The sequence below is a fragment of the Psychroflexus gondwanensis ACAM 44 genome (assembly GCF_000355905.1).
GTDB classification, from domain to species: domain Bacteria; phylum Bacteroidota; class Bacteroidia; order Flavobacteriales; family Flavobacteriaceae; genus Psychroflexus; species Psychroflexus gondwanensis.
On record NZ_APLF01000021.1, the window covers coordinates 1 to 26,365 of the forward strand.

Genomic DNA, 26,365 nt, shown 5'->3' on the forward strand with positions numbered 1-26,365 from the left:
AAACCACCTGTTAAAGGTGTTTTTGCCAGGTTAAAGTTAAGCTCTCTTTATTGTTTCATTTAATCCTAAGGGGTTTCAGACTCCTTAGCAATTAATATAACTAATCCTTATAATAAACCATATAATGGCTCAACAAAGAGCTTTTTATATAGTTTATTTCCGTTATTAAGTGAAAAGTATTTTGATTGTATACTATTTCTTTAATTTAATCAATGATTTATCGTTATTGACTTCTAGGATAGCTTTAACTCTATCTCCTAACTTGAAATTTTCTTGATACCATAACGCTAAATCTTTTCCAAAATTAAGTCTAACTGCACCATAAAAATTAGCTGTCCTATTTATTTTCGCAGTCATTAATTGATTATCAATTTTCAATTCTACAATTTTACCTTCACCACCCATAAATTCACTAATTTTTGTTCCAGGATTCATATATCCAAGATTATAATAAGTTTTTCCAAGAATAATTTGAAATTCATAATTAATAGTCCCATCTAATGAAAGATCAAGATCCTCAATTTCCATTTCCTCTGTTGATGTAATTGCTTTTTTGCCAGCTTTATTCCATTCAGGTGAAACATTATAAACTAATGAATCTTCTAATCCTGAAGCTAAATTAAGATTAAATTGACCCCACTTTAATGGTTCAATATCTTTAAAAGACCAAATTGAAATTATTTTCTTATTATTTTTTAATTCATGCATTATCTTTTTATTTACTCTGAAATTTGTTTGTTGATCTTTTCCTGGTTTTGCATAACCAACAAACCTTTTTGATAATGATTGTGTTGTCTTACCAATATATTTTATCAAATCATCAGCTTCTCCCTCTAGAACGAAAGCATATAAAACATTATTTATTATAAAGCTGTTTTCATTGTTTTTAACTAATTCTAATTCATCTGCATTATTTAATTTCCAATATCCAACTTTTTTAAAGTCAATATCAAGGATATTCTGTACTGATTGTGTGTTGTCTTCTTCCATTTTTCTAAAATTAAATTGTTAGTACATACCGTATTACCCTTTTAAATTATAAATGCTAGCTAGACCTTGTAATCATCTTCTGTGATCTCCTTTAAATGCTCATAAACAATAACCATAGCTAGGGTATCCAGCTCACAATACCTCAACAGGGCGTTTTTTATTTCATCTCGCTCTTTATCATCCATGTCGGTGTACTGTGTAAGGCCATAAGCCGTTAAGGCTGCACCTCCATTATTGATCTCTTCTATTTCACTTTTCCTTTCAAATTCAGGGTCCCAATCTTTAAAAGGGTGTTCTAGACTTTTATAAGGATCTTCGATAGTACCATCTTCTTTTCGCCTTAACCAAATATGATTATCTCTAAAATTCTTTGAAGTCATATTGATGTCGCTTATCGGCTTCGTGTATTTGCTTTTTATAAGCTCACTAGTCTCAAAAATAGCAGGCAGCACAGCTTTTATAGAATTACTTCCCTTTGTGTATGGATTATAATAATAATCAACGATAACTTTTCTCAAATCTACTAAAGGACGAATAGGCAACCATGGCGATCCTGCATAATTTCTTGGAGGTGTTGTTAAAGTGATTATGAAATTGATCAATTCCTTCCTATCTGTTTCAGCTGAGTTTTCTAGTTGTTGTTTAATTTGATTGAGCGTTGAGTTTTCGTAACTCGAATATTGAAAAACTGTACCTACATTTTGTTCCAGAGCTGTTTTGAGTTCTCTTACAAATTCAAAATTTGGAAATTCGCCTGGTTGAACATTGATGTATTCGTTGGCATGTTCAACTTTCCCATCTTCATGAATGATATGATGAGAGAATTGAAACACCACTTTCTCATAAGGTGATTGTCCTTCATAAAATGGCAAAGCCACCACAGAAGCTTCAAAGTCTATAAAATTTAAAGGGAACGTCCAACTTTCTATCTCGTCCTTCAATTCGTCTTGATATAATTCTGGTGTATAATCATTATCAAGTGCTTTGTGCTTTTGTATAAGTTGTCTTCGTACCCTAGACATCTTATCATCTTTGTCTTTCACCTCTCCAAATTCTTCATCAGGAATATTTTTCAACTTTAGCTCGCCTGTTTCTGTCAATTTATTCAATCGTCTAAAATCCCATATTTCAAAAATATTAGGTTCATTAAAGTCAGGCTCCTCCCAGCCTAGTTGTTTTGTAAAACATTCTTTAAAACCAGATTTTGAATTGGAATCAGCTACTCCATTTGTTTTAAATTCACAAGATTTACAAGAAGAATAGTCTAAGGGATAATTATAGTATTTATCCTCTTTAAAAGTTTTAGATAAAATTTGAATAGATTCTTCAAAATCAAATTCTTCTATAATCCTGTGTTTGCCAGTTTCTATGCCGCTAGTTTCTCGACTCACATCAACTTTACCGAGTATAGATTCAGAACCAATATCGGTAAGGGTATGGATTCTTCGCTCTATACCTGTTCGGTTATTATTGTTTTTTGTAATCCGAAATAATTGGTTGAGTCCTTTGATGCTCGTAGTTTTAGATTTATCTGCCAGCATCAAAAAAGGTTTGACATTGTATTTAGGAAAGGCCTTATTGATAACATATTTCTGAAAAGCTACATCAAAAAGGTAAGACTTCCATGACGAACTAAGATTGCCTTTTTTGCTTTCAAATTCATATTCGGCATTAGTAGAGTCAAATGATTTTGCTTTCACTTCAATCAAATTAATTTGATTTCCTTTTTTCTCTAAAATATCGACTCGAATAAATAAATTTTCAAAACAAAAAGCAGCCTCAAAAATCACGACCTCGTCATTATTTTCTAATAATTCTGTCGTTTGATTTACCTTATCTTCATAATTATAAGTCTCATCGGATTTCTTATCCTCTACAAGAATGCCTTCAGGATAATGCATCCTAGCTAGTTCCTCGACTTGGAAACCACCTGAAGCTAAAGCTTGTAAGAAGGAATCCTCTAATTTTTGATTGGAGTATACTTTTTTCTTGGTATAGTATAATTTGTTAGGACACTCAAGTCCCAGTTTATACCTTGATTTAGTAAGGTAACGCTTCTTAAGATTTGACATAGGATGAAATTAAAAGATTGGTTTGGATTAAAGGTTAATTTCTATGAAGTTAATAATTTTCATAATATTTCCAAAACTAATAGCGAGTTATGACAAATCATGTCCACACCATTTATTTTTTATCATGACATGATTTGACAGCCCATAATAATATTTTTAAAAATCTAAATAAATATGAATAACTAAAAACTAACGTGTCATGGATGATATTAAAGAAATAGTAGAAGAGGCTACAAAAGAAGCCTACCTATTAGATAAAAGATTTGGACAAAATTCTAAAGTTCAAATTTTTACCAATTTGAGAGGTGAGATAGATTATTTGTGCTTGAAAGATACCGAAGATATGTCCTCTGGATATACCCTCTTACATACAATAGAATCTTGGGGTCTTGAAGAAGACAAAGAACTCTCTGAAATTCTGAAAGAGTTGGGCATAAAATACTAGAGATGATCAAGACACACAAACTTCATTTGTATACTTAATTTACCTTGGTATTTAATAGATGAAATTCAATTCAAAGCTTTTTAAAATCTTTGCGAATAATTTTTCTAATGCACCACAATACTAATATTGAGATAACAAAAGTCAAATCAATCCAATTTATTTTTTATCATGACATGATTTGACAGCCTGAACCCATACGTAAGCAGAGATATATAAAGCAGCAGTAAAAAAATACTGTATAAAACTCTATTGTCTTATGTACACATTTTCAGGAATGAATCTCAAAAAAGCAAAGCCGCAACGTTATGTCTACCACGTAACTTATGAATATTGCAGAACATCAATTTCAAAAAAAATAAGAGTTTGAGGAAATTAGCCAAACCTCAGTGAGGCCATCTTTGTTCATAATAGGCCTATTCCACATATAGATTGCTTTCCCTATGTTTTAGATTCTTGGGATTGGACTGATAGAAATAATTACAATCTTGAAGTACAATCTAACTATAATTATTTAAATATCAAAATATTACAAAGGGTTATGAGGTTTGGGAAATAGATACCCATAAAATCAATGATATGGTCTGGTATATAGATCTGTGGGCTACAGAAGATTTTTTAGGAGGAATTGACTATCCCTTCTATGTCGTCACAGATGGCTGGATACTATCACCTGTTTTGAATAAAGTTAGGCTGTTGTTTGGAATTGTGATTTTGTAAAATCCCAATTCCTTTTTTTATGGTTTTTCAGTATTAAAATACATTCGTTTTAAAGTCTAATAATTATTAAATTGCAGGGTAACAAAACCATGCTTTATGCCATCCTTAAGTTATCCTTTTCTAGAACGCCTTGCCTACATCAGAAATTTTGGACTAAATAAATACAAAACCAAAGAAGAATTTATAGAATTCCTCCATTCCAAAGAAATTGATATTTCCCAAAGAACACTCAATCGTGATTTTGATAATTTAAAAATATTTGGCTTTAGCGTAGTGTATGAATCGCAAAGAAAAGGACACATCATAACTGATGAGTATGCCGATGAAAAAAATCTATTAGACCGATATATAGAACTTACAACCTTGAAGAGTTTTAAAGAAAACTATTCCGATTATTATCAGAAATATGTCATCGATCACGAGTCGAAAAGTGAAGGTGTTGACTTAATTACCGATATTTTTGATGCATTGGATAAAGACCTTACGATAAAGTTTGATTATCAAAAGTTCAATAATGAATTTTCAAATAGGGAAGTTTGTCCTTTACAAATGAAAGTTAGCCAAAACAGGTGGTATATACTTGGCTTGGATATAGATCAAAATGCTTTTAGAGCTTTTGGTCTGGATCGTATTAAAAAACTTAAAATTGGATCTGAATTTAATCCAAAGGAAATTGACAAGTCGGTTTTTGAAGATTTAGAAATTCAAAAGTTCTGTTTGGGGGTTAACAAACCAATTTTTGATGAAAAAAAGAAAGAAGAAATTGTCTTAGAGGTATCCGATTTTCTAATTGAATACTGGAAATCTAAGCCAATACACTTCACTCAGGATGTGACTGATAGTCATGAAAACGGCTTTAATACTGTCAAATTCATTTTAATTCCTAACCTCGACTTAATTAAACTCATAGTATCCTCTTTAGGTGAGATCAAACTAACAAAACCTAGAACACTTAAAGATTACATCAGCTCAAATTATAGCGATGCCCTTAGATCTGTTTATGAGTAAGGAATCGTATAATGAAGTAAACTTTTTCTTAACCTTTCGGTAATTCAATAGCTATGGCCACTCAATCCTATAATAAACTCAAACGTCTCTTTATTATCATTAGCCATCTTAAGCATAAAAATTCAACAAGAGAAGAGCTCCTCAGACTTTTAGAAACGCACGACATACGCATTGAATTGGCTACGTTTGAAAGGGATAAAAGAACATTGAAATACGATTTTGGAATTGAATTGATTTACGAGGCCTCAACAAAAACATACCAATTGAATGAAATGGATCACCAGCATGTTGCCCAACTCATCCAGTTCCTTCAATTCAATCAGATCTCGAAAACACTTCAAGAAAGTTTTGAAAACCAAAAAAAGACACTGGATTATGTTGACTTCGAAAATGAAAATCAACTTCAAGGCATTGAGTTTTTAGATCGACTCCTCATGGCTACTCAGCATCATCAATTCATATATTTTGAACACCAAGGATTTAGCAATCCCCACCCTATTCTTTATGTTGTAAAACCTTATTTGCTAAAGCAATATCAAAGCCGATGGTATGTGATTGGGGAAACACCAATTAACTCAAAAGAACAAATAAGAATTTTCGGAATTGATAGAATGCTTAATCTTAGAGTATCCGAAGATAAATTCAAACCAAACTCCATAAATTTAAAAGACGAATTTTTAGGTCATATTGGAGTATCCCAATTTGAGAAAGAAAAAGACATAGTTCAACTAAAATTTGATAAGTCTCAAAAACCATATCTAGAGCACTTGCCATTACATTCTAGTCAAAAATTTATAAGCGAAACCAATAAAACGGTGACTTATGAATATTATCTGGTTGATAATTTTGAATTAAGACAACATATTCTCAAATATGGGAGTCTTGTAAAAGTCCTAGATCCGCTATCACTTGCCAACCAAATCAAAAAAGAATTAAAAATTGCTTACGAAGCCTATTGAATGGTGAGTCAGTCATCATTTGATAGAGCTTGTTCTTTTCTTTGTGTCAAACCAAAACACAATGAACTACAATTCCTTTTTTAAAATCAAATCTCTTTGTGAAGAGCTTCATCACTACTTCGAAGATCTCAATCCTAGTAAAGTTGATCATGAATTTTTTTCAAAAGAAATTCGCCTAGGTATGAATTCCTGCGACACTGCAGAGGAAGCTTTAGCTTTACTCATTAAGAAGACAAAAGAACAATTCGATCATAATTTGATAGACTCAAGAACTGCTGTAAACCAAGCCATACAGAGGATAACAACCCCAACCCATCACTTTGAAACAGGAACGTTTACGGTAGGGAGTTTTACTTGGGAATTTAATGAGGGACAAATATTTTTACTCAGTACAAATGCTAATTTATCTACAGAACTCTATCAGCATATTATGTTTGATCTGGCCGTTAACCAAAAGCTACCTTTACTTTGTTTTGTTGAAAAAACCAAGCACGATTTTATGTACGATAATTTGGTTGAAGGCATCAAAATCAATAACCCAAAGGAAGTTTTAAATTACAATGCAAGCTTAACACAACTCAAGATGAGCCGATGCCACGTGGAGTTTAGTTTAAATATAGATCAGTCTTCATTTCTTTATCAGTTGAGTTATTTAATAAACAAACACCAACCTAAAGTTATATATATCGATGATAATTCATTGATAACACTTTCAACAGATTCAGCTGTAAATTCAAAAGATAGGCTTCGGCGTTTAGGCGAGCTACTTTTAAGTTTAGCTAACGAATACAACGTTATATTTTTTCTGAAGTGGGAACATGAATTTTCAAAAATCAAGAGTTTGCCTCAAGATCTTGGAAATATTCTCAACTATACCCAACAAGCTCTCCATTTTAATACTACAGAAACTGACAGCTACAACAACATGAAGTTTTTTAATCTCTATGACCTTAAGCGCTATCCTCTGGAGCCTAAGGATTGCTATTATGATAAGGAAAGCCATCTAATTTCAACCACTACTTCCAAAGACTCATAAAATAGAAACCTCCAGATGCTAGACTGATCCTTTAGCATGTGGAGGCATTTATTCTTAGAAACCAATGGTAAAATACGGATTCGTATTAAAATCCGCTAGTCTATAAAATTTCTTTTTTTGACATGTGTTTTATAGTTTCATAAAACCAATACTTGCTCTTTGACTCACAAGGGTTTCTTCTGAGCAGAAGACTAGTAAATTTTCTAGAGAGACGGCCTCCCCGTGTACGATCTCATTAATTTCACTTTTGCGAATAATATTGTCTATCTGCCCGCCAGAAAAATTAAACTTTCCCGCTAAGAACTCACAGTCCTCCGTGGAAAGAGAAGGCAATTTAGTTTTCCATATTTCAGCTCTTATAGAATTGGAGGGGAGGTTAAAAAGGATCTTAAATAAGAAACGTCTCTCAAAAGCTGAATCTAGATTATCAGCAAGATTGGTAGTGGCAATTAAAATCCCTTCAAAGTTTTCAAGCTCTTCTAAAATAATGTTTTGAATAGCATTTTCAGTTTGTCGAGTATTCGATTTATCGACAGCCCCACGTTTGGAAATAATGGCATCTGCCTCATTTAAAAACAAGATAGGAGTTTCTTCGCTACCTTCCATAAAGCTTTTATAGTCTGTAAATATTTTTTTTACCACCTTCTCACTTTCCCCAAACCACATCGATTTAGATTGGCTTATATCCACTTTCATAAGTTCTCTATTGGTCTCCTTGGCAATTTGTTTTACTACTTCTGTTTTACCAGTTCCAGGTGCTCCATGTAATAAAGCAGCTATGCCTTTAGGCAAGTTTTTTTCTTGTAAGCGCTTTTGTGTTTGTTGAAATTGAATAGGTTGAAGCACGTCTTTTAATAAATAGAGCTGCTTCATTTCTGAAGGGCTAAACACCAATTTTCGAGCTATAATATCCTTAGGAAATATGATGTTCTCTTTGCGTTTTTCTTTATTGAAAATAGCAACACCACTTTCCTTCAACAGATCATTAGAAACACTGGTGAGTTTTATTATGGTGTCGTTTAAGAAACTGGAAGGAACCAATTCTATAAGTTGTTGTTGAAGTAGCGCGTTTTTACCAACCAACAAATCCTGCATATAATTCACCCGCTTGGTGGCTCTATCCATAAACCCTTCTAAAGCTCTTGAGACTTCGGTTTCTTTGTTTGTTACTGTTTTCCAAATTAAATATAGATACAGGAGCTTATCGTTTATAGAAAGTTCAAAGTCCTTAATCTTTTGGAGAAGTATAAACTCACCGTATTGTTCTAGCAATTGTTCTGTGTAATAATAAAGCTGCAAGGTGCTTATATCATTATCATCGCGTTTTTGTCCTAGTTGATAAACCTCATCCAGCAATTCAAAAATATCTGTAATCTCATCTTGAATTTCTGGCATTGGGTCGTTGTTTAAGATGGCTTCACACACACTTTCGTTTACAGTAAATTGGTCGTTGGCACCAGCGACTTTAACTCTATGGGTCGATTTTTTTTTATTTAAAATACCTTTAGTATGTAAATCGGCAAAATCTTTATTAAACTCCAGAATTTTCATTGGATTACAATCGAAGTGCTTAATGAGATCATTTAAGTCTACAGAATCTCCTTTATAGTTGAGGGCAAAAATAGTAGCGATAAATAAGGATTGACTTTTAGAAGTTTTGAAATAGTCAGAAAGAGTGCTTAACTCAGTGTCTTTTTCTATAAAAAACACCTCCTTCAGTTTGCATTTTTTAGACTTTTCGTACAGCTGACCAATGCTGTCAAGTAGTTTAAATTTTGAGGTTTGTTCCATATCTTTTTGATTAGGATACAAAGTAATAGACAGGGTGTGTCAAAAGATGATAGACCTAGGATTTAATTGAGACTTTTAGGTGAAGGAGAGAGTTTGAAAATCAAAAAAGATCTTCTAAACACAGGTAAACTAATTTCTTTGGACTAAATGAATACTCTTAAAAACAGACTTTACTATATTACCTATAAATCCATACCAGATCCATTAATCTTTAACCAATTTACTTGCTCGTTATAATTAGGTAATATTTTATCTACTTCATTCCAAAAGGCTTGGGTATGATTATTATGTATGAGATGTGCTAACTCATGAACCACCATATAGTGTAATACGTCAATAGGCTCCATTGCACATTTCCAATGAAAATTTACATTGCCGCTTGGTGTGCACGATGCCCAACGGTTCTGTAATTCCATTACCTTAATCTGATTCGGATTTACTCCTAATTGGTTTTTATATCTTTCGATTATTGGATGAATTTTACTATTTAATTTCTCTTTAAAAATATTACAATATCTGGAATAATCCTTTCTCGTGGTTCATCAGGAGTTAAATTTTAAACTGGTTTATAGCTATAAACTTATTGTTAACCCAGTTTTTAAAATCAATCAGTTTTACTAATGGGTTTCTTTTCCTGTAACTTCATTCATTGCTACTGTGGTTTTAGTAACGCCTATGAGTTTTTCAAAACTTGTTTGTTGGCATCTAAAAGCGATAGGTTTGCTTTTTCAGTAGCTATGGTTTCAGTTTATAGGTCTTCTAACTGATTATAGTTTAGCCACACTATCAACTACATTTATTTTTTTTGTTGCTTTTATAAACTCTTTCTTAAGAGTGTCTTCTTTAAAATTACTGCGTAAACTTTTGCCAGGATCTTCTGGAATACGAAAACTACCTTAGCGTATCAAACGCCAATTGAGGGCTTTTAACTTTTCTGAAAAGGGCTTTTCTACATTTTTGCATTCTGCCATATTATATCGTATTCAATTTTTCCTTTAATGAAATAACGAATTCTTCGCACTTTAATTTAAAAAACTTATTAAAATTAGTTCCATCTTTTTCATCAGGAATTGCTAATAAACAAATATGAAAAGGAATGCCTATGCCCATCGTATTTATTGTTTTCGTTATTATTTTGTTTTCTTTTTCTCGTGAAGGATAAATAAAGCCACAACCACTAACTTTATTATTATTACCATACTGGCCAATATAGGTATGTAATTGAAACAGGTCTTCCCTCTTTACTCCATATCTTTCATCAAAAGCTTTATATTTTACGTCAAAAACATAAAACCCATTAGCATCTTCAAATAACAAGTCTGGCTGCAACTTTCTTTCATATGCTCCTGTTTCAATAGATAAAGCACTATTGAATTTTGAAAGCATCTTGAAATTGTTCCTTGTAAGAAGTTTTTTAATGAAATATTCAAAGAGCATAGAAACATCAAATAAGAAAGCACTGGTACTTGATAGTTCCCCAAAAGTCGCTACATCATTTTTGATTATACGTTTAGAGAGCGAAATGACCTCATTATACTCTTGATAAAAAGGATTTGATTCCTTTTTGGTCGCCAACAATTCCTTTATATTTGTTCTTTTACCTTCTGTAGCAATTAAAAACGAACTTCGTATCTGATGCATATCGCTTACAAGTGAATTTCCTTTTAATAACTCAAAAACTGAAGCTATTAAACGTACGGTTAAGTTATTATAGCTATGTTCCCGATATGTACATTTATATTTTGCCTGCTCCTTTGTTAAGAAATAATCTACCGTAACCACTGTTCCTTTAACTTTACTTAAAGTTTGAGTCTTTGAAACATAATGCTTAGGCAAACCTAATCTCAATGCTCTTTTCAATTTAATTTTCCAGAGATAAATTAACAGCCACTCAAAGCCTTCATTGTTTTCTTGACCTCCATAATTTTCAATTTCTAAAAAACCATCTGCATCAGCTATAATGTATTTTAAAAATTGATCACCAAAACGTGAACTTATCTTTAAGGAATAATTATTGTTTTTAACATAACCTATAATATTACCAGAACGTGCAGTGAAATTATAAGGATTATATCCTGAAACACTTAAAAAATCATTATCACTATTATGCTCATATTCTTTTTCATTAAAAAACACAAGTTTTGATTCTTTATCTTCGGAAAGTTGGGTATTTATAGCTTGTGTCTTTTCTATTAAAAACCACCAAACACTTTCATTATCATTCCAAGATTTTTTGTGCTCTCCTGGTGCTTTTGCTTTTAATCTTATTTCAGAATTATATCCAGTAGACATTAATAGACCATCACGCACAAAGTACTGTTGATTGTCAACCAAAGTTCCATTCTTAATTATATTTGAAATCCAATTCTCCATAAACTAGACTCCAAAATTTTTAACAAACGTTTCTAAAATTTCGCTTTCTCTTCCTGTTCCTCTAACGTACTCTTCTAATAAAGGTGAAATGCTATCTTCCCACACTAATTTACGCACTTCTGTAATGGTAGTATCTGTTGCGTATCCTAAATCCATTAGATAAGCGTGTCCAATACAAAAGTCTTTACCTAATAAAGGTTCTTTTCTAATTGCTTCATTGAGTTTACTAAGATTTTCGGCTAATCCTATCCAATTAGGCCTATTGCTTTGTAAATGGTATTTTAATAAACCAATACTTGGTTTAACTTCTTCCCATCTAAAACGACGACGCAAAGCAAAATCAAAACTTTCTACACTTCTATCTACGGTATTCATTGTACCTATAACATATAAATTATTAGGAACAAAAAACTTATATGTTCCACCTAATTTTATCATTCCTGTTTGCTTTGTATTTAGTTGATTATATTGTGTCTCAATAGCACCATTAACACCTCTATACTCTAAACAATACATTAATTCTCCAAAAACACGACTTAATTCAGCTCTATTTATCTCGTCTATGATTATAAAATAAGGAGGTATTGCTTCTGTTACTTTAATTGTTTTATTAGAAATATTAAATATGTAATCCCAATGTGACTTTTTTAATTCTTCTTTAAACGGAAGTAAATCATTAACTGTTAATTGCTCCCATGTTTTATGCAGTTTACCAACAGTTGTTAATCCCGCAACATCTACCTCCCACTTACCAGCAGCAATACACATGGTTTTAAAAATTCCATTTACCAATTGTAATTGAGCTTGGTTATTAGCATCTAGCACAGGACGTAAACCTTCGATAAAATCTTCATACGAATATGATGGATGAAACTGTACCACTTTATGCACATCATCATACGTCTCTTTATTTGTAGCGTGTTCTGTTTTCCAAATATCAAATTGCAATTTAGACACTTCTTTAGCTATATATGTTTTACCTGTACCAGGCGCACCATATTTAACCAATTGTTTTTTTAAATTGAAAGGATTTGCTAGATTCTCATACATCTCCCAATAAAAGATATTACACCAAAATACATCGTAGTGTTTTTCATTAGTAAGGACTTTCCTTATTTCAGCAACCACGAACTTGTTTTTTTCATACCAAGTATTTCCACCTGAATATGCAATTAAGTTTTTTTGAATAAGCCAATTAAATACTTGATTAAACTTACCAGAGTCTACTGTACTGGTTACATCTATCGTACAAGCTGCTGTAGTACGGTTTGTTAGTACAGGATTGTTTTGACCTAATTTTTGATTCCAAATAATCTCGAAATCATTATGGTTTTTAAAACTGGGGTCAACAATTAAGTTTTTGAGCGCAAGTAAGAATCCAGGGTCATTTATCAAATTACTTCTGTTATTTCCACTAAAAATTGATCGTCCATTACTAGAAACACCATTGCCTGTATTTGCAAACAGGCGATTAAACAAATCTTCTTTGTCATTAAAAGTAGCTGTGATATAAATTTCTGGACTGTTTAAATCATAGCTACCATCTTTAGCTAATTCTGCTCTTAAACTTGCTACTCTTGTTACAATATCTTCATATTCATTTCGCCATGATTGTCGAAGATGTTTACGATTTGTAATTAAAAAAGTATAGATATTTACTAATTGACTCATATTATTATTTTTAATGTATTTCAAGCATTTTCAAAAACCTTTTAAAAGTACCTTTAAGGTGTTTTTGCTCCTCTTTATTAAGTTCTTTAATTACTTCTATCCATCCTGTTTCTAAGGATGCTTTAGTATAAAAATTCACTATTTCTTTTGAACCTTCATAACACCAAGAATCAAATCCTCCAGTAATCATTTCCATCATCGTTATCCAGAGTAACCAATATTGACTTGAAGTGTAGTTATCAAGTAACTCTTTTAAAATAGGATCATTATCTCTATCTAAAAATTTAATATAGCTTAAAAGTCCTATCCGTAGCGTTTGTATGTGTTGTTCTATTACTTTGGGATTTGTAGCATTTTCTTTCACTAGTTTAAAAGCGATGGTTAATAAATCTTTAACTTCTGTTCTTTGCAGATCCAACTCTTTACTCTCATCTCTAAACCATAAAGCATCTGTATATTTATAATCTTCCATGTATTTAATAGAAGAAGCAGGATATAGCGAACTTTTCAAATCGTTGTTCCACTTGTATTCTTTATTTTGCTCTTCAGAATCATTATTCACAGCTACTAACAAACGAGAACCCTTAATTAATGACTCTAATTTAGCTGAATGAACTAATGCAGGACTTATTATAAAATTTTTATTTAAATTAGGAGATGTGGTTCTATCTTCTAATTGAACAAACCCTTCACTAACTGCCCCTCGTAATAACAAGAAAAAATCTTTGCCTAGATTTTCATATGTATCATTCTTCTTAAAGCATTCTCTGTAAATATCAGAAAGACAGTTTAAAATTGATGTTCTATTATCACTATAAATTAAGAGACTGTCTGACATTAGTGTCCCTTTAACCAATTGGTTATTTCGAATATTTTTCCATGAAATATTATAGAAATCACTTAAAACCGTTCTTGCTTTTGCCTTATCAAGACTAACCATTCTACTGAATCCTAGTAAATCTACGAACGCTAATATTTTTTCTCCTTCCATATTTTATTTCTATTTTTCAACACACAACAACCCCAACCACAACACTCAAAGCTTTTGTAGCAACACAAATTTTCATTCTTCTTTATTACCCTAACTTTCTACAACTAAAATCTTGGACTATACTCATCATCACCTTCTTCATACTCATCTTCATTAGCGACATAATCATCATAACTTATAAAATCTGGATCATCGCTATCTAATTCCATGCGATTTAAAGCTTCTAAATCTATAATAGAAGGATTTTTTCGTTGCCATTTGAAGTATTTAATACTTTCTATATCTTCTTTCAAATTACCATCTATTACCTTACCAGTTGCTATTTCTTTAAGTAAATAAGTAATACGTTCATTAGAATGAATTATTGAAAAATATTCTGGCAAATATAGCCCTTCTTCGCTGTGTAGTAGAAAAGATGATTTTAAAACTGGCTTGTAATTTTTTTCAATAGTATAAATCTCTAATGTGAAATTAGGATCAGAAGCATTAAGCAGTCTTAACTCCTCATTTCTAAGTTCCAAGTCATCATTGTTTTTTCTCATCTTTTTGGCAAAAGGTGCAACCACTTCAAAGAGATGTTCTGCACCAATAGTTAAAAAGCTATTTTTTAAAAAATCATCTATTTTTATATTGCTTAAAAAATATTGGCTATCAACATATTCATCTGAATACTCATAACACATGCGTTTTGCATCAAAGACTAAAACTTCTCCTTGATCTATAAGCTCAGAATCTTCTGCAATTAAGAACTTACCCTTTTTTTGAAATAGTGTAATTTTATTTCTTCTGTCACTTCGTTCTCTAATAGTCTCTAAAATTATCTCAGCAGCATTTGTTACTGTTTTTATAGTTGCAAATTCTGGATGGTAATAAGTAGAAATAACCTGAGCCATACTATAAATATGTATTTGAAAATAATCAAAATACTCGCCATTGTAAGTATTACTATAATCATGAAAAGTGGTGTGAATTGTAATTGGTTTTTTCATAATTCTTTTTTTATATATTTCTAATCTACACTAACCCGAACCTCACCCTTTAACAAATCTTGCAGACGAATCCCCCAAATAAATGATTAACTAGTTTCTAGACAATTCGAACCATTAACAACCATGAGAGCCCTCTTATTTGTATAACTTTCAATCATACGGCCTATGGATTAATCCCAGTTTGTTTGTTCGCATCAATCAAAGTGTCAAAAACGAACTCCTTATAACGTCTTTGGAAGTCTTTGTCTGTCGTGAATTTCTTGAATATTTCAGTTTGACTAAACAAGTATTGTTGCATCAATTCTTCAAGTTTCTTATCTGATGAAATTTTAGCGTTTTGTTTATCTGAATGTTGTATTGCATCCATTATTTCTTTATTCGCTTTCATTTCAGCAGGAAGTTGCTCTGTTAATATCTGACGAACTTTGTCTGTGTCTGTCCAATCAATATCACCAAATCGTTGGTTAAATGCTCCTAATATGTTCTCTAGCGTATCTAATTCGGGTTCTGATTGTCCACCACCAACTTCAACAGGAATTCCTCTAACCTCTCCTGGTTCGGCAACCAAATCGATGTTTTCAGTGCCTTCTTTTGATGGGCGATAACTGTCCATGTCAATACTTTCCAAAATACCATCTGCCAAATCCTCTGATCGCTCTATGAATAGTTTTGGAACAAGGTATTTTAAATACCAGAATAATTTTTCCCAATCTTGATTCTTGAAGTCTAGTATTTTCCCTAAGTAGCTATAAACTCTTAAAAACGATTTGGCATTGTTTTTAAATTCAATTTGTTGGTCTTTGGTCAAGTCATTTTTAAAGAATTCTCCCGAACGGTCAATGATCGGATCTAGTTGCGTTCGTTCTGCTCCGTCAACATATTTTCCAAAGAAATCTTCAACATTATATTCATTATATACATCAAAAGTTTCAAGGTTGTCCACCAAGTCGTTGAGTTTGTTTGGATTGGTTTCTTCACTTAGAATGGTCGCAGTGTAATATGGCTTAAAAGCTTCTTGAATGTCTTCAGTTTTGTTGAAGAAGTCTAAAACAAAGGTGTCTTTTTTATAGGGTTTCTTTGCTCGATTCAATCTTGATAAAGTCTGAACAGCCTGAACGTCTGACAATTTTTTATCTACATACATAGTATGCAATAGCGGTTGGTCAAAACCTGTTTGGTATTTATCAGCAACAATTAAAAAACGGTTTTCACTTTTATTAAAGTTCTTTGGTATATCCGTTTTGTATGAACTAAAGCTGTTCATGCTCACTTCATCATATTCAACACCCTTGTATACTTTTTTGCCAGAAAAAGCTAAAACTGACTTGTATGGCGATTTTATTTCTTTCAAATAATCATCAAAAGCTTGCTTGTATTTGATAGCTGAAATAATGCTTTTAGTAACGACCATTGCTTTAGCTTCTCCATTAATGAGTTGCTTCACATCTCTGTGAAAATGGTCAAGCATAATTTTAGATTTTTCAGCAATAGCAAATTCATGACCTTCTACATATGCACGCAATTTCTTTTGAGCTTGTTTGGTGTCGAATTCTGGATTGTCTTCAACGGCTTTGATGAGTTTGTAAAAAGAACTGTAAGTGGTGTAATTCTTTAACACATCTAAAATAAACTCTTCCTCAATGGCTTGTTTCATGCTGTAAACATGGTAAGCGTAGAATTTCGACTTTACCTCTCCGTTTTCATCTTCATATGTTTCATCTGATTTTACACCAAAAGTTTCCAAGGTCTTGTTTTTTGGTGTAGCCGTAAAGGCAAAGTAAGAACCATTGGTAATCATTTTACGGCTTTCAATCAAGTCATTGATTTTGTCCTCTAAAGATTTTTCTTGAGGAATGTCCTCATCTTCTTCATCCTTGTCTGCTAGTACAGCATTCATTTTTGAAGATGTCTGGCCACTTTGTCCGCTATGAGCTTCATCAATGATGATTCCGAAATTCATGACAGGCATTTCACCCATTTCATTTAATAGAAAGGGGAACGTTTGAACAGTACAAATAATGACCTTTTTACGATTGGCTAGGGCCTCTTGTAAATTACTAGTCTTACTACCACCATCACTAGTGATGTGTTCCACAATTCCTCTTTTAGGCGAAAACTGTTTAATGTCCTCACTTAATTGTTTATCCAATACAATTCTGTCGGTAATTACAATTACTGAATCGAATAAATGGTTTTCTCCTGATGTGTCAAACAAACCGTGCAGTTGATGTGCCAACCATGCAATGGATTTTGATTTGCCTGAACCTGCCGAATGCTGAATAAGGTATTTATTGCCTACGCCATTCTTTTTGGCATGAGCCAAGATTTGACGAACAGCAGTAATTTGATGATACCTAGGGAATATCATCATTCGTTTGGTCTTCTTAGTGTCTTCGTCTGTTTCTTCGACTACTTGTGCAAACTTGTCTATGATGTTAGCAAGAGAATCTTTCGTTAAGATTTCTTCCCATAGGTAATGTGTTTTTAAGCCATCAGGGTTTATAGGGTTGCCCGCACCAAAATTGCCAGATGGTCTACCTTCGTTTAATCCTTTATTGAAAGGCATGAAAAAGGTCTTCTTCTTATTTAGTTGGGTTGTCATAAACACCAACTCAGTATCGGCAGCAAAATGCACCATACAGCGAGAAAAAGAGAATATTTTTTCTTTTGGATCTCGGTCGTTTTGGTATTGGCGAATACCGTTATGAACCGTTTGACCGCTTAATGGATTTTTTAGCTCACAAGTAATAATTGGAAGGCCACTTACAAATATCGTAAGGTCTAAACGATTGGGATTGTCGTTACTATAAACCAACTCTTGGGTGACAGAAAAAATATTAGAATCGTATTTCTTTTTGTCTTTGGCATTGTAAGATGAAGCTGGCTGACGGTAAAACAGTTCTATCGTTTTATCAAAGTGTTTTACGCCTTTACGCAATACCTCTATCACTCCCAATTTACGAAGTTTTTCATCCAAACGAACTAAAAAGCTACGTTTGCCTTTGCGTTGAATCATTTCATACGCATCAGGTTGACTGTTTTTAATGAACTCCCAGAGCTGATTAGGGTTGATGCAAAATTCTTTGTCAAAATCTGTGGAAACACTTTCTACAAATCGGTTTTTTTCTACGAGTTCTTTGACAATTTTTTTTTGAAAACCTTTTTCTGATGTATCTGTAAATGCCATAATATTAATTCATTACTTTTTCTGTGGGCACTCTAATTTCCCCTGTTACTAATGGTGTAATGAGTGCGTTTTGATATTCTTGAATTTTTTTTCTCTCAACTTTGTATGTAAGTTTTAACTTTTCAAGTTTGTCAAAATCCTTTAACATTGGTCTTATTTCTTCTTCAGAAGGAATTGGCAGAACCAAATTTTTAAAGTCATTCCAATTAATATTTTGCCCATCTCTAATTCCACTTATTACTGTGTTTAGCAATAAAATTAATTTGGGTGACTTAAAATAGTATCTAAAAAAACGTCTATAGATTAAATTGTTGAACTTGTATTTTAGACGGATAATGTTGTATGCAGGGCTTACAATACCTCTGTATTCTGAAAATTCGATGCCTCCTTGAAAAGAACGTAAACTGATAACAAAATCATCAACTTCAACTAACTTAAGACCTTCATATGAATTTGGAGAAACAAAATTTTCTTCACATAGTCTTTTAGGAATTACCCCTCTGTCTTGAGTAACAGCCAAAAGCTCTTCATTTACTTGATTTTTAATTTTCACTTCATCAAATAGCCATTTTGCCTTTTCAATCTTCCAATTCCTATCATCATTGACCACGTAGTTGACGTTTTCGACTAACGTGTCAATCAAGCGTTCTTTTTTTTGAATAAGCTGCTGTATTTTTTTGGTTTTACAGTCGAGATATTTAACTATTGTATCTTGGGTTTCAAGCGGAGGTAAGATGCTGTACATCCTTTTAAAGTCTACATAGCGTAAACTCAGCTGGTCATCAACAATTCCATAAGAAAAACGTTTACTATAATTAGTATAAAAACCTGTACGGAACATGTAATGGAAAAACCTTTGATTGATTTTTATCTTAGGTTTTAGTATTACATACGCAGGGCTCGTAATTCCTCTGTAATCACTATAACCTAATGCACCTTGCCACATTCGCATACGATTGTACGCAATGTCACCAATTTTGATAAGCTTGTATTTACTTTTATCTTCATTACTACTATCTTTTTTTATAGCAACATCAGTTTGGCGAATTACACCTCTACCAATGGTGACAGACAGCAACTCTTCATCTACAAAACCTCTTTCAATACGCTCTTTAAAAACAGCAATATTTGGAAGCAGCTGCCAGCCTTCAGGTATTACAGCCACATAATCGTATTGAACAGGCTGATACTTTTCGTATGGTTTTAATTTACTCATATCAGTTGTTCACAATTTCGTTTAATATGCCGTCTGTCTCTTTTTCCAGTTGCAGAATTTCCGCTGTAATTTCTTCTATGCTACGAGGTGGCACATAGTTGTAGAAATAACGGGTAAAAGAAATTTCGTAGCCTTTGGTGGTTTTACTGTGATCTACCCAAGCATCAGGTATATGCTGCAATACCTCCCGCTCAAAATAGGTTTGGATTTCCTCATTTAAGGGTACATTCTCAGTATCTCTTAAATCCGAATCTGCTTCGTAAACATGGGTGCCATCCTTTTCTTTTTTCTTAATGACACGTTCTGCATCTTCGTTTTTCCAAGTAATGGCATCAAAAATATGTTTTTGGGCCTTAGCGTCTAGCTTTAGTTTCTCTTTCTTAATGGTGGATTCAACTAGTACTTTGAACGTATTGAAATCATTATGTTCGTCTGAACCAATTTCAGCCATCAACTTTTTCGTCTCATTCAAAAGTGCCAATTGCTGTGTCCAAGTTTTTTGACTGAATAAATCATTCTTTTGAGAGGCTTTAAGTTTAACATCATGCTTTTTTAAATGAGCTTCTATTTGAGGTTTGAGTTCATTCAACTTTGTGTAAACATCTTCTCCAAATTTTTCATACGCCCAAGTCATTTCATCCAATATTTTTTTATCAAATCGCAATGGTGCTATTCTTTCTTCTGTAAACTGAGCAGATAAACGCAATGGGCGTTCAACTGTTATTTTATTGTAACCAAAATGTTCATTCGGATAGATTTTGGAAATATCACTTTCTTCAAAATCCATGTACAACTTTGTGATTTGGTCGATATGTTCTCCTGTCAATTCACAATTTTTGTCTCCCAAATTCTTACGCAATTTCACATACAGTTCCATTGCATTAATCAACTGTACTTTCCCTTTTCGATTAGCTGTTTTTCTATTGCTCACAATCCATACATAGGTCGGGATTCCTGTGTTGTAAAAGATGTTTTTAGGCAATGCGATAATGCATTCTAACCAATCGTTTTCTATAATGTTTCTGCGGATTTCACTTTCACCTCCACCTGCATCTCCTGTAAACAAAGCTGAACCATTGTGAACCGTAGCAATTCTACTACCCAGTTCTGTATCGTGTTTCATCTTGTTTACCATGTTTGATAAGAACAATAATTGACCGTCAGAAATAGAAGGCAGGCCTACTTCAAAGCGTGAGTCTTTTATATTTTGTTTTCCTTTTTTACCTCTATCATCCACAATGGCATTTTCATCTAACTTCCATGTTTTACCATAAGGAGGATTAGAAAGCATAAAGTCGAAATTTAGACTTGGGAAACCATCTTTAGAAAGCGTAGAACCAAAAGCAATGTTTTCAGGCTTTTCACCTTTGATAAGCATATCCGAAGTACATATGGCATAAGTCTCTGGATTTACTTCTTGTCCGTAGAGTAAAAAAGAGGCTTTTTTTTCTGTTAATTCATGAGCATAATGTTCCGCTTCTGTTAACATACCGCCACTACCACAAGCAGGGTCATATATCAAGTGTGTTCCTTTATTGATTTTGTCTTTAACAGGCGTAAATAAAATATGAGTCATCAGTTTAATGATCTCTCTTGGTGTAAAATGTTCTCCTGCTTCTTCGTTGTTTTCTTCGTTGAATTTTCGAATCAGTTCTTCAAAAACATAGCCCATTCCAAGATTGGTCAAAGGAGGCATTTTTTCGCCTTTCCCATTTAGTGCTTCTTCTGGACTTAGATTTACTTCTTTAGAAGAAAGTTTTTCAATCAATAAATAAGTAACCTCACTTTCCTTCATGGTTTCCAACTGATTCCTCAGTTTGAACTTGCTTATGATTTCTTGCACGTTTGGGCTGTAGCCGTATAAATATGAAGCTAAATTGCTGTCAATATTGTCTGCATCATCAAGCAGCCTTTCGAAAGTATATTTTGAAGTATTCCAAAAAGGAAAACCAGTTACCGATTTTAAGGCAGATTTGTCATCAATATTTTCCTTTTTCAAAAACTCTACTGTCTCTAAAACCTTGTCTTTAGTTGGAACGAGCAACGCGTCTAATCTTCTCAGTACCGTAAACGGCAGTATAATGTCACGGTATTTACCCCTTACAAAAACATCTCTTAACACATCATCCGCTATTCCCCAGATGAAACTTACTATTTGGTTGTGTGATTTATTATTCATTTAATTTCTTTTATCCTCTTTATTTGAGATGATTAATTCTTTTGCATCAATGTTCTAGTATGATTGCTATCTCCATCAATATTTCTAATCTAGGCTACTGTCTGTTCTGAAGGTAGGAGCTTAACATGTTGTAGCTCTTTCCTAGTTTTTCACCAAACAAATTTGCATAATTACTTTCTGTTCCAACATCTTTATCACCTAAATCGCACTCATATTATACATAGCTCTAAATTATAAAAATATCTTAATTTGTAAGGTGAACTATCAAGATAATATGGAATTTAACGAAAGAATTTTACTCCTAAATAGTTTTCACACTTAGTACGGGTACCTCAACCATAAACCCCGCGTGCTTTGCTCGTAGATTTGAACTTCCGTATCAAATCTTAGGCAATAGGAATCAATAATAGGTTTGTAAAGGGTTTCAAACTTTTGGGGATTCCAGTCTGCGGTGATGATCAAATTTTTAGTGTTGGTGCCAGAACAATAAAACCAAGTCCTTATGGCGCTTAACATAACGTATTTAAAACCAGCCGCCTTTTTTTTTAGGATAATACTTGGCATCGAAACCTAGACTCGCAATGCCAATTAACAACTCAAAACAAGGCCCTACTTGTGAGGTAGGCAACAAATTGTACTGCTGGTTTGCTCCTGAGTGCGCGCTTAAATGTTCCGTAAACCGTATTAAATGATTGGACACCTGTCCTTGGCATTCAAGATCGAAACCCAAATCTTCATATTGTATTGGGCTAGTATCCAATTCCGGAATAGTTTCTAAACTATTTAAATATAAAAAGTCGGCCACTAGGTCTTGTACACTATCCACAAACGGCTCCTTCATCATTTAGTTTTTTTCTGTTTTATGCTGCAAAATAAAAGCATCCCCTTGCCAAAATGTGTCATAGTTAAAAGGTTTGTCAAACTAATTTTGAATTTTTAATTAAGAATTTTGAATTAAATCAAGCTCTCGATACGATTTTCTATCGAAAATCACCTGTCTACCAAGAGATTCAAGAAGGCTCGTAGTGACCCATTAATATTTTTTATGCTCTCTAAGTGGTTTCGGGATCATTTCAGTATCTGCGATGACTTAAAGCTACTTCTCGATACGATTTTCTATCGAAAATCACTCGAAGTGACAGCCTCAAGGTGGCAAGCTTCACGATAGTTAGAAAACGGCCTATTTTTTATGGAGATTAGAAAACAAAAAAGTGATGAAGAAAGGACAAAGGAGCAAAGCGCTAGTGAAACGGTTTGCTTTGCGTGGAGGAGTCACTAGTCGTGAGAGGAGAGTCATGAGCTTTGTCATGCTGAATTCATTTCAGCATCTTCACTAACTTAGTCTTAGACCTTGAAACAAGTTCAAGGTGACAAATATCTAGACTCTGTCAGTTCGAGTGAATTTTACTTTTGAAAAAGGTGAAATTTGTATCGAGAACTTTTTAGCTCATAATTTCAAACTACTTCTCGATACGATTTTCTATCGTAAATCACTCGAAGTGACAGCCTCGAAGTTACAGCCTAGAGGTGACAAATTTTACAATAGTTAGAAAACGGCCTACGAAAAGAGGTCGTAAAAATTAAAGTGAAGGTGTCGTAAAATTTTAGACTGTCTGAGACCGACTTTAGGAGGTTGAGTTTCTAAAATTTAGACATCAAACGTAAATTTTAGACTGAAGTTCGTCAGCCTAGATTTTTTTGATTCGTTTTTTCATCAATGGAAAAAATGAATGAAAGCATTAAGTATAGCTAAATCCTAAGTAAAATATCACATTTTCAAACTCAGAACATCACTTAAACAGATTCCGTATCGCGGCTATCGCCTTGCACGGAATAACAATTATGAATTGGTGGCTGAGTGACCCGCTTTTTTATAGCGGGGTGTATCGAAGCCACGTTGAGAAAGATCTTTCGTCACTGCGTTTCCCTCAAGATGACAGAGATAGGCTGAATTTGACACCTCATAAAGCTTTGTCGTTCTATAAGTGGCTCCAGTATCATTTCAGCATCTTCATTAACTTAAAACTACTTCTCGATACGATTTTCTATCGAAAATCACTCGAAGCGACAGCCTCGAGGTGACAAGCTTTACGATAGTTTGAAAACGGCCTACTTTTTATGGAGATTAGAAAACAAAAAAGTGATGAAGAAAGGACAAAGGAGCAAAGCGCTAGTGAAACGGTTTGCTTTGCGTGGAGGAGTCACTAGTCGTGAGAGGAGAGTCATGAGCTTTGTCATGCTGAATTCATTTCAGCATCTTCACTAACTTAGGCTTAGACCTTGAAACAAGTTCAAGGTGACAAATATCTAGACTCTGTCAGTTCAAGTGAATTTTACTTTTGAAAAAGGTGAAATTTGTATCGAGAACTTTTTAGCTCATAATTTCAAACTACTTCTCGATACAATTTTCTATCGAAAATCACTCGAAGTGACAGCCTCAAGGTGGCAAGCTTCACGATAATTAAAAAACGGCCTATTTTTTATGGAGATTAGAAAACAAAAAAGTGATGAAGAAAGGACAAAGGAGCAAAGCGCTAGTGAAACGGTTTGCTTTGCGTGGAGGATTCACTTTTGTAGTTTTCAAAGGCATAAAAATAAGCCTAGATTTTTTTGATTCGTTTTTTCATCAATGGAAAAAATGAATGAAAACATTAATTCTTTCTGTAGCTTAAATAAGGAGTGAAACTTTAAGCCTAAAAACATCACTTAAACAGATTCCGCATCGCGGCTATCACCTTGCACGGAATGACAATTATGAATTGGTGGCTGAGTGACCCGCTTTTTTTTTGCGGGGTGTATCGAAGCCACGTTGAGGTAGATTTCTTCAATATTAAGAACATCAATTAAAAAGATTCCGCATCGCGGCTATCGCCTTGCACACAAGCTACTTGATAGTTAGAAAACGGCCTACGAAAAGAGGTCGTAAAAATTAAAGTGAAGATGTCGTGAAATTTTAGACTGTCTGAGACCGACTTTAGGAGGTTGAGTTTCTAAAATTTAGACATCAAATGTAAATTTTAGACTGAAGTTCGTAAGCCTAGTCTTTTTTGTTTCTTTTTTGGGCGATGCAAAAAAGAAAGAGCAATTAAAATAGTAAAACACAGAATATAACTTAAACAGATTCCTCGTCGAAGCAAAAAGGCTTCTCTGTCGGAATGACAATTTTAATTCAGTGACTATTTCAGGCTTTTTTTTATTTCCCTTATCGTGTTTATTAATGGAAAATATTTAAAATTATCGTCAATCCTTGCTTCAGGATGACAATAGCTAATTATGATTATATTTTGTTCAGAAACATGGTACCGCACACCCCAAAAGGACAGTTTCCATTTGTAAAATTCTTCAACTAGGTTAAACTTTTTTAGAATATCACCTGTAGGTGTCCCGCAGCAAACGATAATCTTAGGATCGTATAATTCAATTTGTTTTTTTAAAAAAAGCTGATCTTCTTTAGCATATCCCCATATGATTTTATTGTTGGCGGTATGACTCCCCGACTCCTTTTTTAAATTAATCGCTGCAATTTTAAGCAGTTGTTCAATTCTAAATTCTTTAGATCTTAATTCTTTCAATTCAGCCCACAAATAATTTTTACTCAAATTATTTATACCAAATGTCCAAAGTGCAATATTATCCCAAGTTTGCTTTCTTCCTCCTTTTTTTAGTAAATCCCGTAAATCCCAATTTTTCCCGCCATTTACCTCTTTTAATAAGTAAAGAATTTTAAAATCAGATTCTGAATAATTATCTAGTTGGACTATGCCATCACTTACAAAGCCTGGTCGTTCTTTTTTCCATTCGTCAAATAATTCTTCTTCTTTTTTTATCATTATTGTTTTGGTTTTTTATTAATATCGATTAGAGCTTGTTCCAAATTATCTTTAATTGGCTTAATCTCCACAAGCCTCTCATAATGTAAAGTTTTTAATAAGCTGGCTTCTATTTTTTCTATTTGGTTTAAAGAATCACAAATCTTATTTTTTAAAATTTCGAGATCATTCTTATATAACGCATCTGGATAACTATTATCAATTTGCTTTTTAAAAGCGGTGTATCCTTTTAAAAAATCTTCAAAATAGTCTTGACCGCTCATCCTTGTATTTGGATGATTAGCATTTATATAAATCCTTCCAGATTTTGCAGTGGCGTAACAAGTACCAAAGCGGTTCATTTGGTTTAGTTTGAGTTCACTTTCAAAAAACGGATAAGTTTCACCGAATATCACCACATCAGGTTTAAGAGCTTCTAAAATTTGAACAATCAGATGCTTTGACTTTTTATAATATTCTAAAGGATGCCTCTTGACAGGAGGATTTTGGTTCTCTAGGTCTGATATACATATTACAGGTGTTTCTTTCTGTATGCTGGATCCCGTTTTATTAGCTTCTGTACTATCGGTATTTAAAGCACGCCACACTTTAGTCTTATTACTTAATTCGTTTTTATTGGTTAGTAAACTAGTTGAGCAATCGCTTACTGATTTGTCTTGTTGTACCCAAATTATTTTCAACTTGCTCTCAGCGTAGGCCTTTTTGTCAAGGCTCAGCTTAAAGATTGGTAACATTTCAAATTTTTCAGCCAGACTTTTTGCTCTTGTCAATAAGCCTTCCACTTCGGTATATTTAGATAAATCCATGGTTATTTAATTTTGTACAAATTAAATATAGCGGTCTATCATTTAGTGATAGGGTGATTAAAATTTATTGGTTTATAAATTCATTTTCTAATGAGAAGATTAAAA

Annotated in this window: 20 protein-coding genes; 5 read left to right on the plus strand and 15 right to left on the minus strand. The window is 33.1% G+C overall.

Going from position 1 to position 26,365, the window contains the following annotated elements; translation table 11 throughout:
• Positions 1-192: 192 nt before the first annotated feature.
• On the minus strand, positions 193-990 hold the full coding sequence (locus PGOND44_RS15060) for a GIY-YIG nuclease family protein (protein WP_003444206.1): 798 nt from the start codon (positions 988-990) through the stop codon (positions 193-195).
• Positions 991-1,049: 59 nt separating this feature from the next.
• Complete coding sequence (locus tag PGOND44_RS13815; protein ID WP_003444209.1) at positions 1,050-3,062, minus strand: DUF2779 domain-containing protein; 2,013 nt, start codon at positions 3,060-3,062, stop codon at positions 1,050-1,052.
• Positions 3,063-3,261: 199 nt separating this feature from the next.
• Between PGOND44_RS13815 and PGOND44_RS13820 the strand changes: the two genes are divergently transcribed.
• The 5 genes from PGOND44_RS13820 to PGOND44_RS13835 all read left to right on the plus strand — a co-directional run bounded on the left by PGOND44_RS13820 (position 3,262) and on the right by PGOND44_RS13835 (position 7,227).
• Positions 3,262-3,507, plus strand: a complete 246-nt coding sequence (locus PGOND44_RS13820; protein WP_003444213.1) for a hypothetical protein — start codon at positions 3,262-3,264, stop codon at positions 3,505-3,507.
• 576 nt (positions 3,508-4,083) lie between these two features.
• Positions 4,084-4,224 (plus strand): hypothetical protein, encoded by a 141-nt coding sequence (locus PGOND44_RS15605; protein ID WP_155943845.1) that lies wholly within the window; start codon positions 4,084-4,086, stop codon positions 4,222-4,224.
• Between the two features lie 96 nt (positions 4,225-4,320).
• Positions 4,321-5,232, plus strand: a complete 912-nt coding sequence (locus tag PGOND44_RS13825; RefSeq protein ID WP_003444216.1) for a WYL domain-containing protein — start codon at positions 4,321-4,323, stop codon at positions 5,230-5,232.
• Between the two features lie 53 nt (positions 5,233-5,285).
• The gene (locus PGOND44_RS13830) at positions 5,286-6,191 is read left to right on the plus strand and encodes a helix-turn-helix transcriptional regulator (RefSeq protein WP_003444218.1); all 906 of its coding nucleotides are present in this window, start codon (positions 5,286-5,288) and stop codon (positions 6,189-6,191) included.
• A gap of 61 nt (positions 6,192-6,252) precedes the next feature.
• Positions 6,253-7,227 (plus strand): hypothetical protein, encoded by a 975-nt coding sequence (locus PGOND44_RS13835; protein ID WP_003444220.1) that lies wholly within the window; start codon positions 6,253-6,255, stop codon positions 7,225-7,227.
• A gap of 129 nt (positions 7,228-7,356) precedes the next feature.
• Here PGOND44_RS13835 and PGOND44_RS13840 read toward each other — a convergent pair whose 3' ends face one another.
• The 13 genes from PGOND44_RS13840 to PGOND44_RS13895 all read right to left on the minus strand — a co-directional run bounded on the left by PGOND44_RS13840 (position 7,357) and on the right by PGOND44_RS13895 (position 26,260).
• Positions 7,357-9,018, minus strand: a complete 1,662-nt coding sequence (locus PGOND44_RS13840; RefSeq protein ID WP_003444224.1) for an ATP-binding protein — start codon at positions 9,016-9,018, stop codon at positions 7,357-7,359.
• Positions 9,019-9,200: 182 nt separating this feature from the next.
• The gene (locus PGOND44_RS13845; RefSeq protein ID WP_316928555.1) at positions 9,201-9,524 is read right to left on the minus strand and encodes a M48 family metallopeptidase; all 324 of its coding nucleotides are present in this window, start codon (positions 9,522-9,524) and stop codon (positions 9,201-9,203) included.
• Between the two features lie 43 nt (positions 9,525-9,567).
• Positions 9,568-9,630, minus strand: coding sequence for a hypothetical protein (locus tag PGOND44_RS16105; RefSeq protein ID WP_155943846.1), 63 nt, complete (start codon positions 9,628-9,630; stop codon positions 9,568-9,570).
• 360 nt (positions 9,631-9,990) lie between these two features.
• A complete protein-coding gene (locus PGOND44_RS13850) occupies positions 9,991-11,391 on the minus strand; it encodes a 5-methylcytosine restriction system specificity protein McrC (protein ID WP_003444230.1) in 1,401 nt (466 codons plus the stop codon).
• A 3-nt stretch (positions 11,392-11,394) separates the two neighbouring features.
• Positions 11,395-13,062, minus strand: a complete 1,668-nt coding sequence (locus tag PGOND44_RS13855) for an McrB family protein (RefSeq protein ID WP_003444233.1) — start codon at positions 13,060-13,062, stop codon at positions 11,395-11,397.
• Between the two features lie 10 nt (positions 13,063-13,072).
• On the minus strand, positions 13,073-14,053 hold the full coding sequence (locus PGOND44_RS13860) for a hypothetical protein (protein WP_003444237.1): 981 nt from the start codon (positions 14,051-14,053) through the stop codon (positions 13,073-13,075).
• Positions 14,054-14,157: 104 nt separating this feature from the next.
• Entirely contained in the window at positions 14,158-15,042 is an 885-nt protein-coding gene (locus tag PGOND44_RS13865) for a hypothetical protein (RefSeq protein WP_003444239.1), read from the minus strand.
• Positions 15,043-15,205: 163 nt separating this feature from the next.
• Positions 15,206-18,229 carry a type I restriction endonuclease subunit R gene (locus PGOND44_RS13870; protein WP_003444242.1) on the minus strand — a complete coding sequence of 1,008 codons (3,024 nt, stop codon included), beginning with the start codon at positions 18,227-18,229 and terminating at the stop codon, positions 15,206-15,208.
• 4 nt (positions 18,230-18,233) lie between these two features.
• Positions 18,234-19,445, minus strand: a complete 1,212-nt coding sequence (locus PGOND44_RS15065; protein WP_003444247.1) for a restriction endonuclease subunit S — start codon at positions 19,443-19,445, stop codon at positions 18,234-18,236.
• 1 nt (position 19,446) lies between these two features.
• Complete coding sequence (locus tag PGOND44_RS13880) at positions 19,447-21,624, minus strand: type I restriction-modification system subunit M (RefSeq protein ID WP_003444250.1); 2,178 nt, start codon at positions 21,622-21,624, stop codon at positions 19,447-19,449.
• A gap of 523 nt (positions 21,625-22,147) precedes the next feature.
• Complete coding sequence (locus PGOND44_RS13885; protein ID WP_003444266.1) at positions 22,148-22,468, minus strand: hypothetical protein; 321 nt, start codon at positions 22,466-22,468, stop codon at positions 22,148-22,150.
• A gap of 2,332 nt (positions 22,469-24,800) precedes the next feature.
• Positions 24,801-25,454 (minus strand): uracil-DNA glycosylase family protein, encoded by a 654-nt coding sequence (locus PGOND44_RS13890; RefSeq protein ID WP_003444268.1) that lies wholly within the window; start codon positions 25,452-25,454, stop codon positions 24,801-24,803.
• Positions 25,454-26,260, minus strand: a complete 807-nt coding sequence (locus PGOND44_RS13895; RefSeq protein ID WP_003444274.1) for a hypothetical protein — start codon at positions 26,258-26,260, stop codon at positions 25,454-25,456. Before PGOND44_RS13895 ends, PGOND44_RS13890 begins: the two co-directional genes overlap by 1 nt.
• Positions 26,261-26,365 lie beyond the last annotated feature (105 nt).

Coding starts and splice junctions, on each gene's coding strand:
- PGOND44_RS15060 (WP_003444206.1), bottom strand. CDS start 990: ATGGAAGAAGACAACACACAATCAGTACAGAATATCCTTGATATTGAC.
- PGOND44_RS13815 (WP_003444209.1), bottom strand. CDS start 3,062: ATGTCAAATCTTAAGAAGCGTTACCTTACTAAATCAAGGTATAAACTG.
- PGOND44_RS13820 (WP_003444213.1), top strand. CDS start 3,262: ATGGATGATATTAAAGAAATAGTAGAAGAGGCTACAAAAGAAGCCTAC.
- PGOND44_RS15605 (WP_155943845.1), top strand. CDS start 4,084: ATGGTCTGGTATATAGATCTGTGGGCTACAGAAGATTTTTTAGGAGGA.
- PGOND44_RS13825 (WP_003444216.1), top strand. CDS start 4,321: ATGCCATCCTTAAGTTATCCTTTTCTAGAACGCCTTGCCTACATCAGA.
- PGOND44_RS13830 (WP_003444218.1), top strand. CDS start 5,286: ATGGCCACTCAATCCTATAATAAACTCAAACGTCTCTTTATTATCATT.
- PGOND44_RS13835 (WP_003444220.1), top strand. CDS start 6,253: ATGAACTACAATTCCTTTTTTAAAATCAAATCTCTTTGTGAAGAGCTT.
- PGOND44_RS13840 (WP_003444224.1), bottom strand. CDS start 9,018: ATGGAACAAACCTCAAAATTTAAACTACTTGACAGCATTGGTCAGCTG.
- PGOND44_RS13850 (WP_003444230.1), bottom strand. CDS start 11,391: ATGGAGAATTGGATTTCAAATATAATTAAGAATGGAACTTTGGTTGAC.
- PGOND44_RS13855 (WP_003444233.1), bottom strand. CDS start 13,062: ATGAGTCAATTAGTAAATATCTATACTTTTTTAATTACAAATCGTAAA.
- PGOND44_RS13860 (WP_003444237.1), bottom strand. CDS start 14,053: ATGGAAGGAGAAAAAATATTAGCGTTCGTAGATTTACTAGGATTCAGT.
- PGOND44_RS13865 (WP_003444239.1), bottom strand. CDS start 15,042: ATGAAAAAACCAATTACAATTCACACCACTTTTCATGATTATAGTAAT.
- PGOND44_RS13870 (WP_003444242.1), bottom strand. CDS start 18,229: ATGGCATTTACAGATACATCAGAAAAAGGTTTTCAAAAAAAAATTGTC.
- PGOND44_RS15065 (WP_003444247.1), bottom strand. CDS start 19,445: ATGAGTAAATTAAAACCATACGAAAAGTATCAGCCTGTTCAATACGAT.
- PGOND44_RS13880 (WP_003444250.1), bottom strand. CDS start 21,624: ATGAATAATAAATCACACAACCAAATAGTAAGTTTCATCTGGGGAATA.
- PGOND44_RS13885 (WP_003444266.1), bottom strand. CDS start 22,468: ATGATGAAGGAGCCGTTTGTGGATAGTGTACAAGACCTAGTGGCCGAC.
- PGOND44_RS13890 (WP_003444268.1), bottom strand. CDS start 25,454: ATGATAAAAAAAGAAGAAGAATTATTTGACGAATGGAAAAAAGAACGA.
- PGOND44_RS13895 (WP_003444274.1), bottom strand. CDS start 26,260: ATGGATTTATCTAAATATACCGAAGTGGAAGGCTTATTGACAAGAGCA.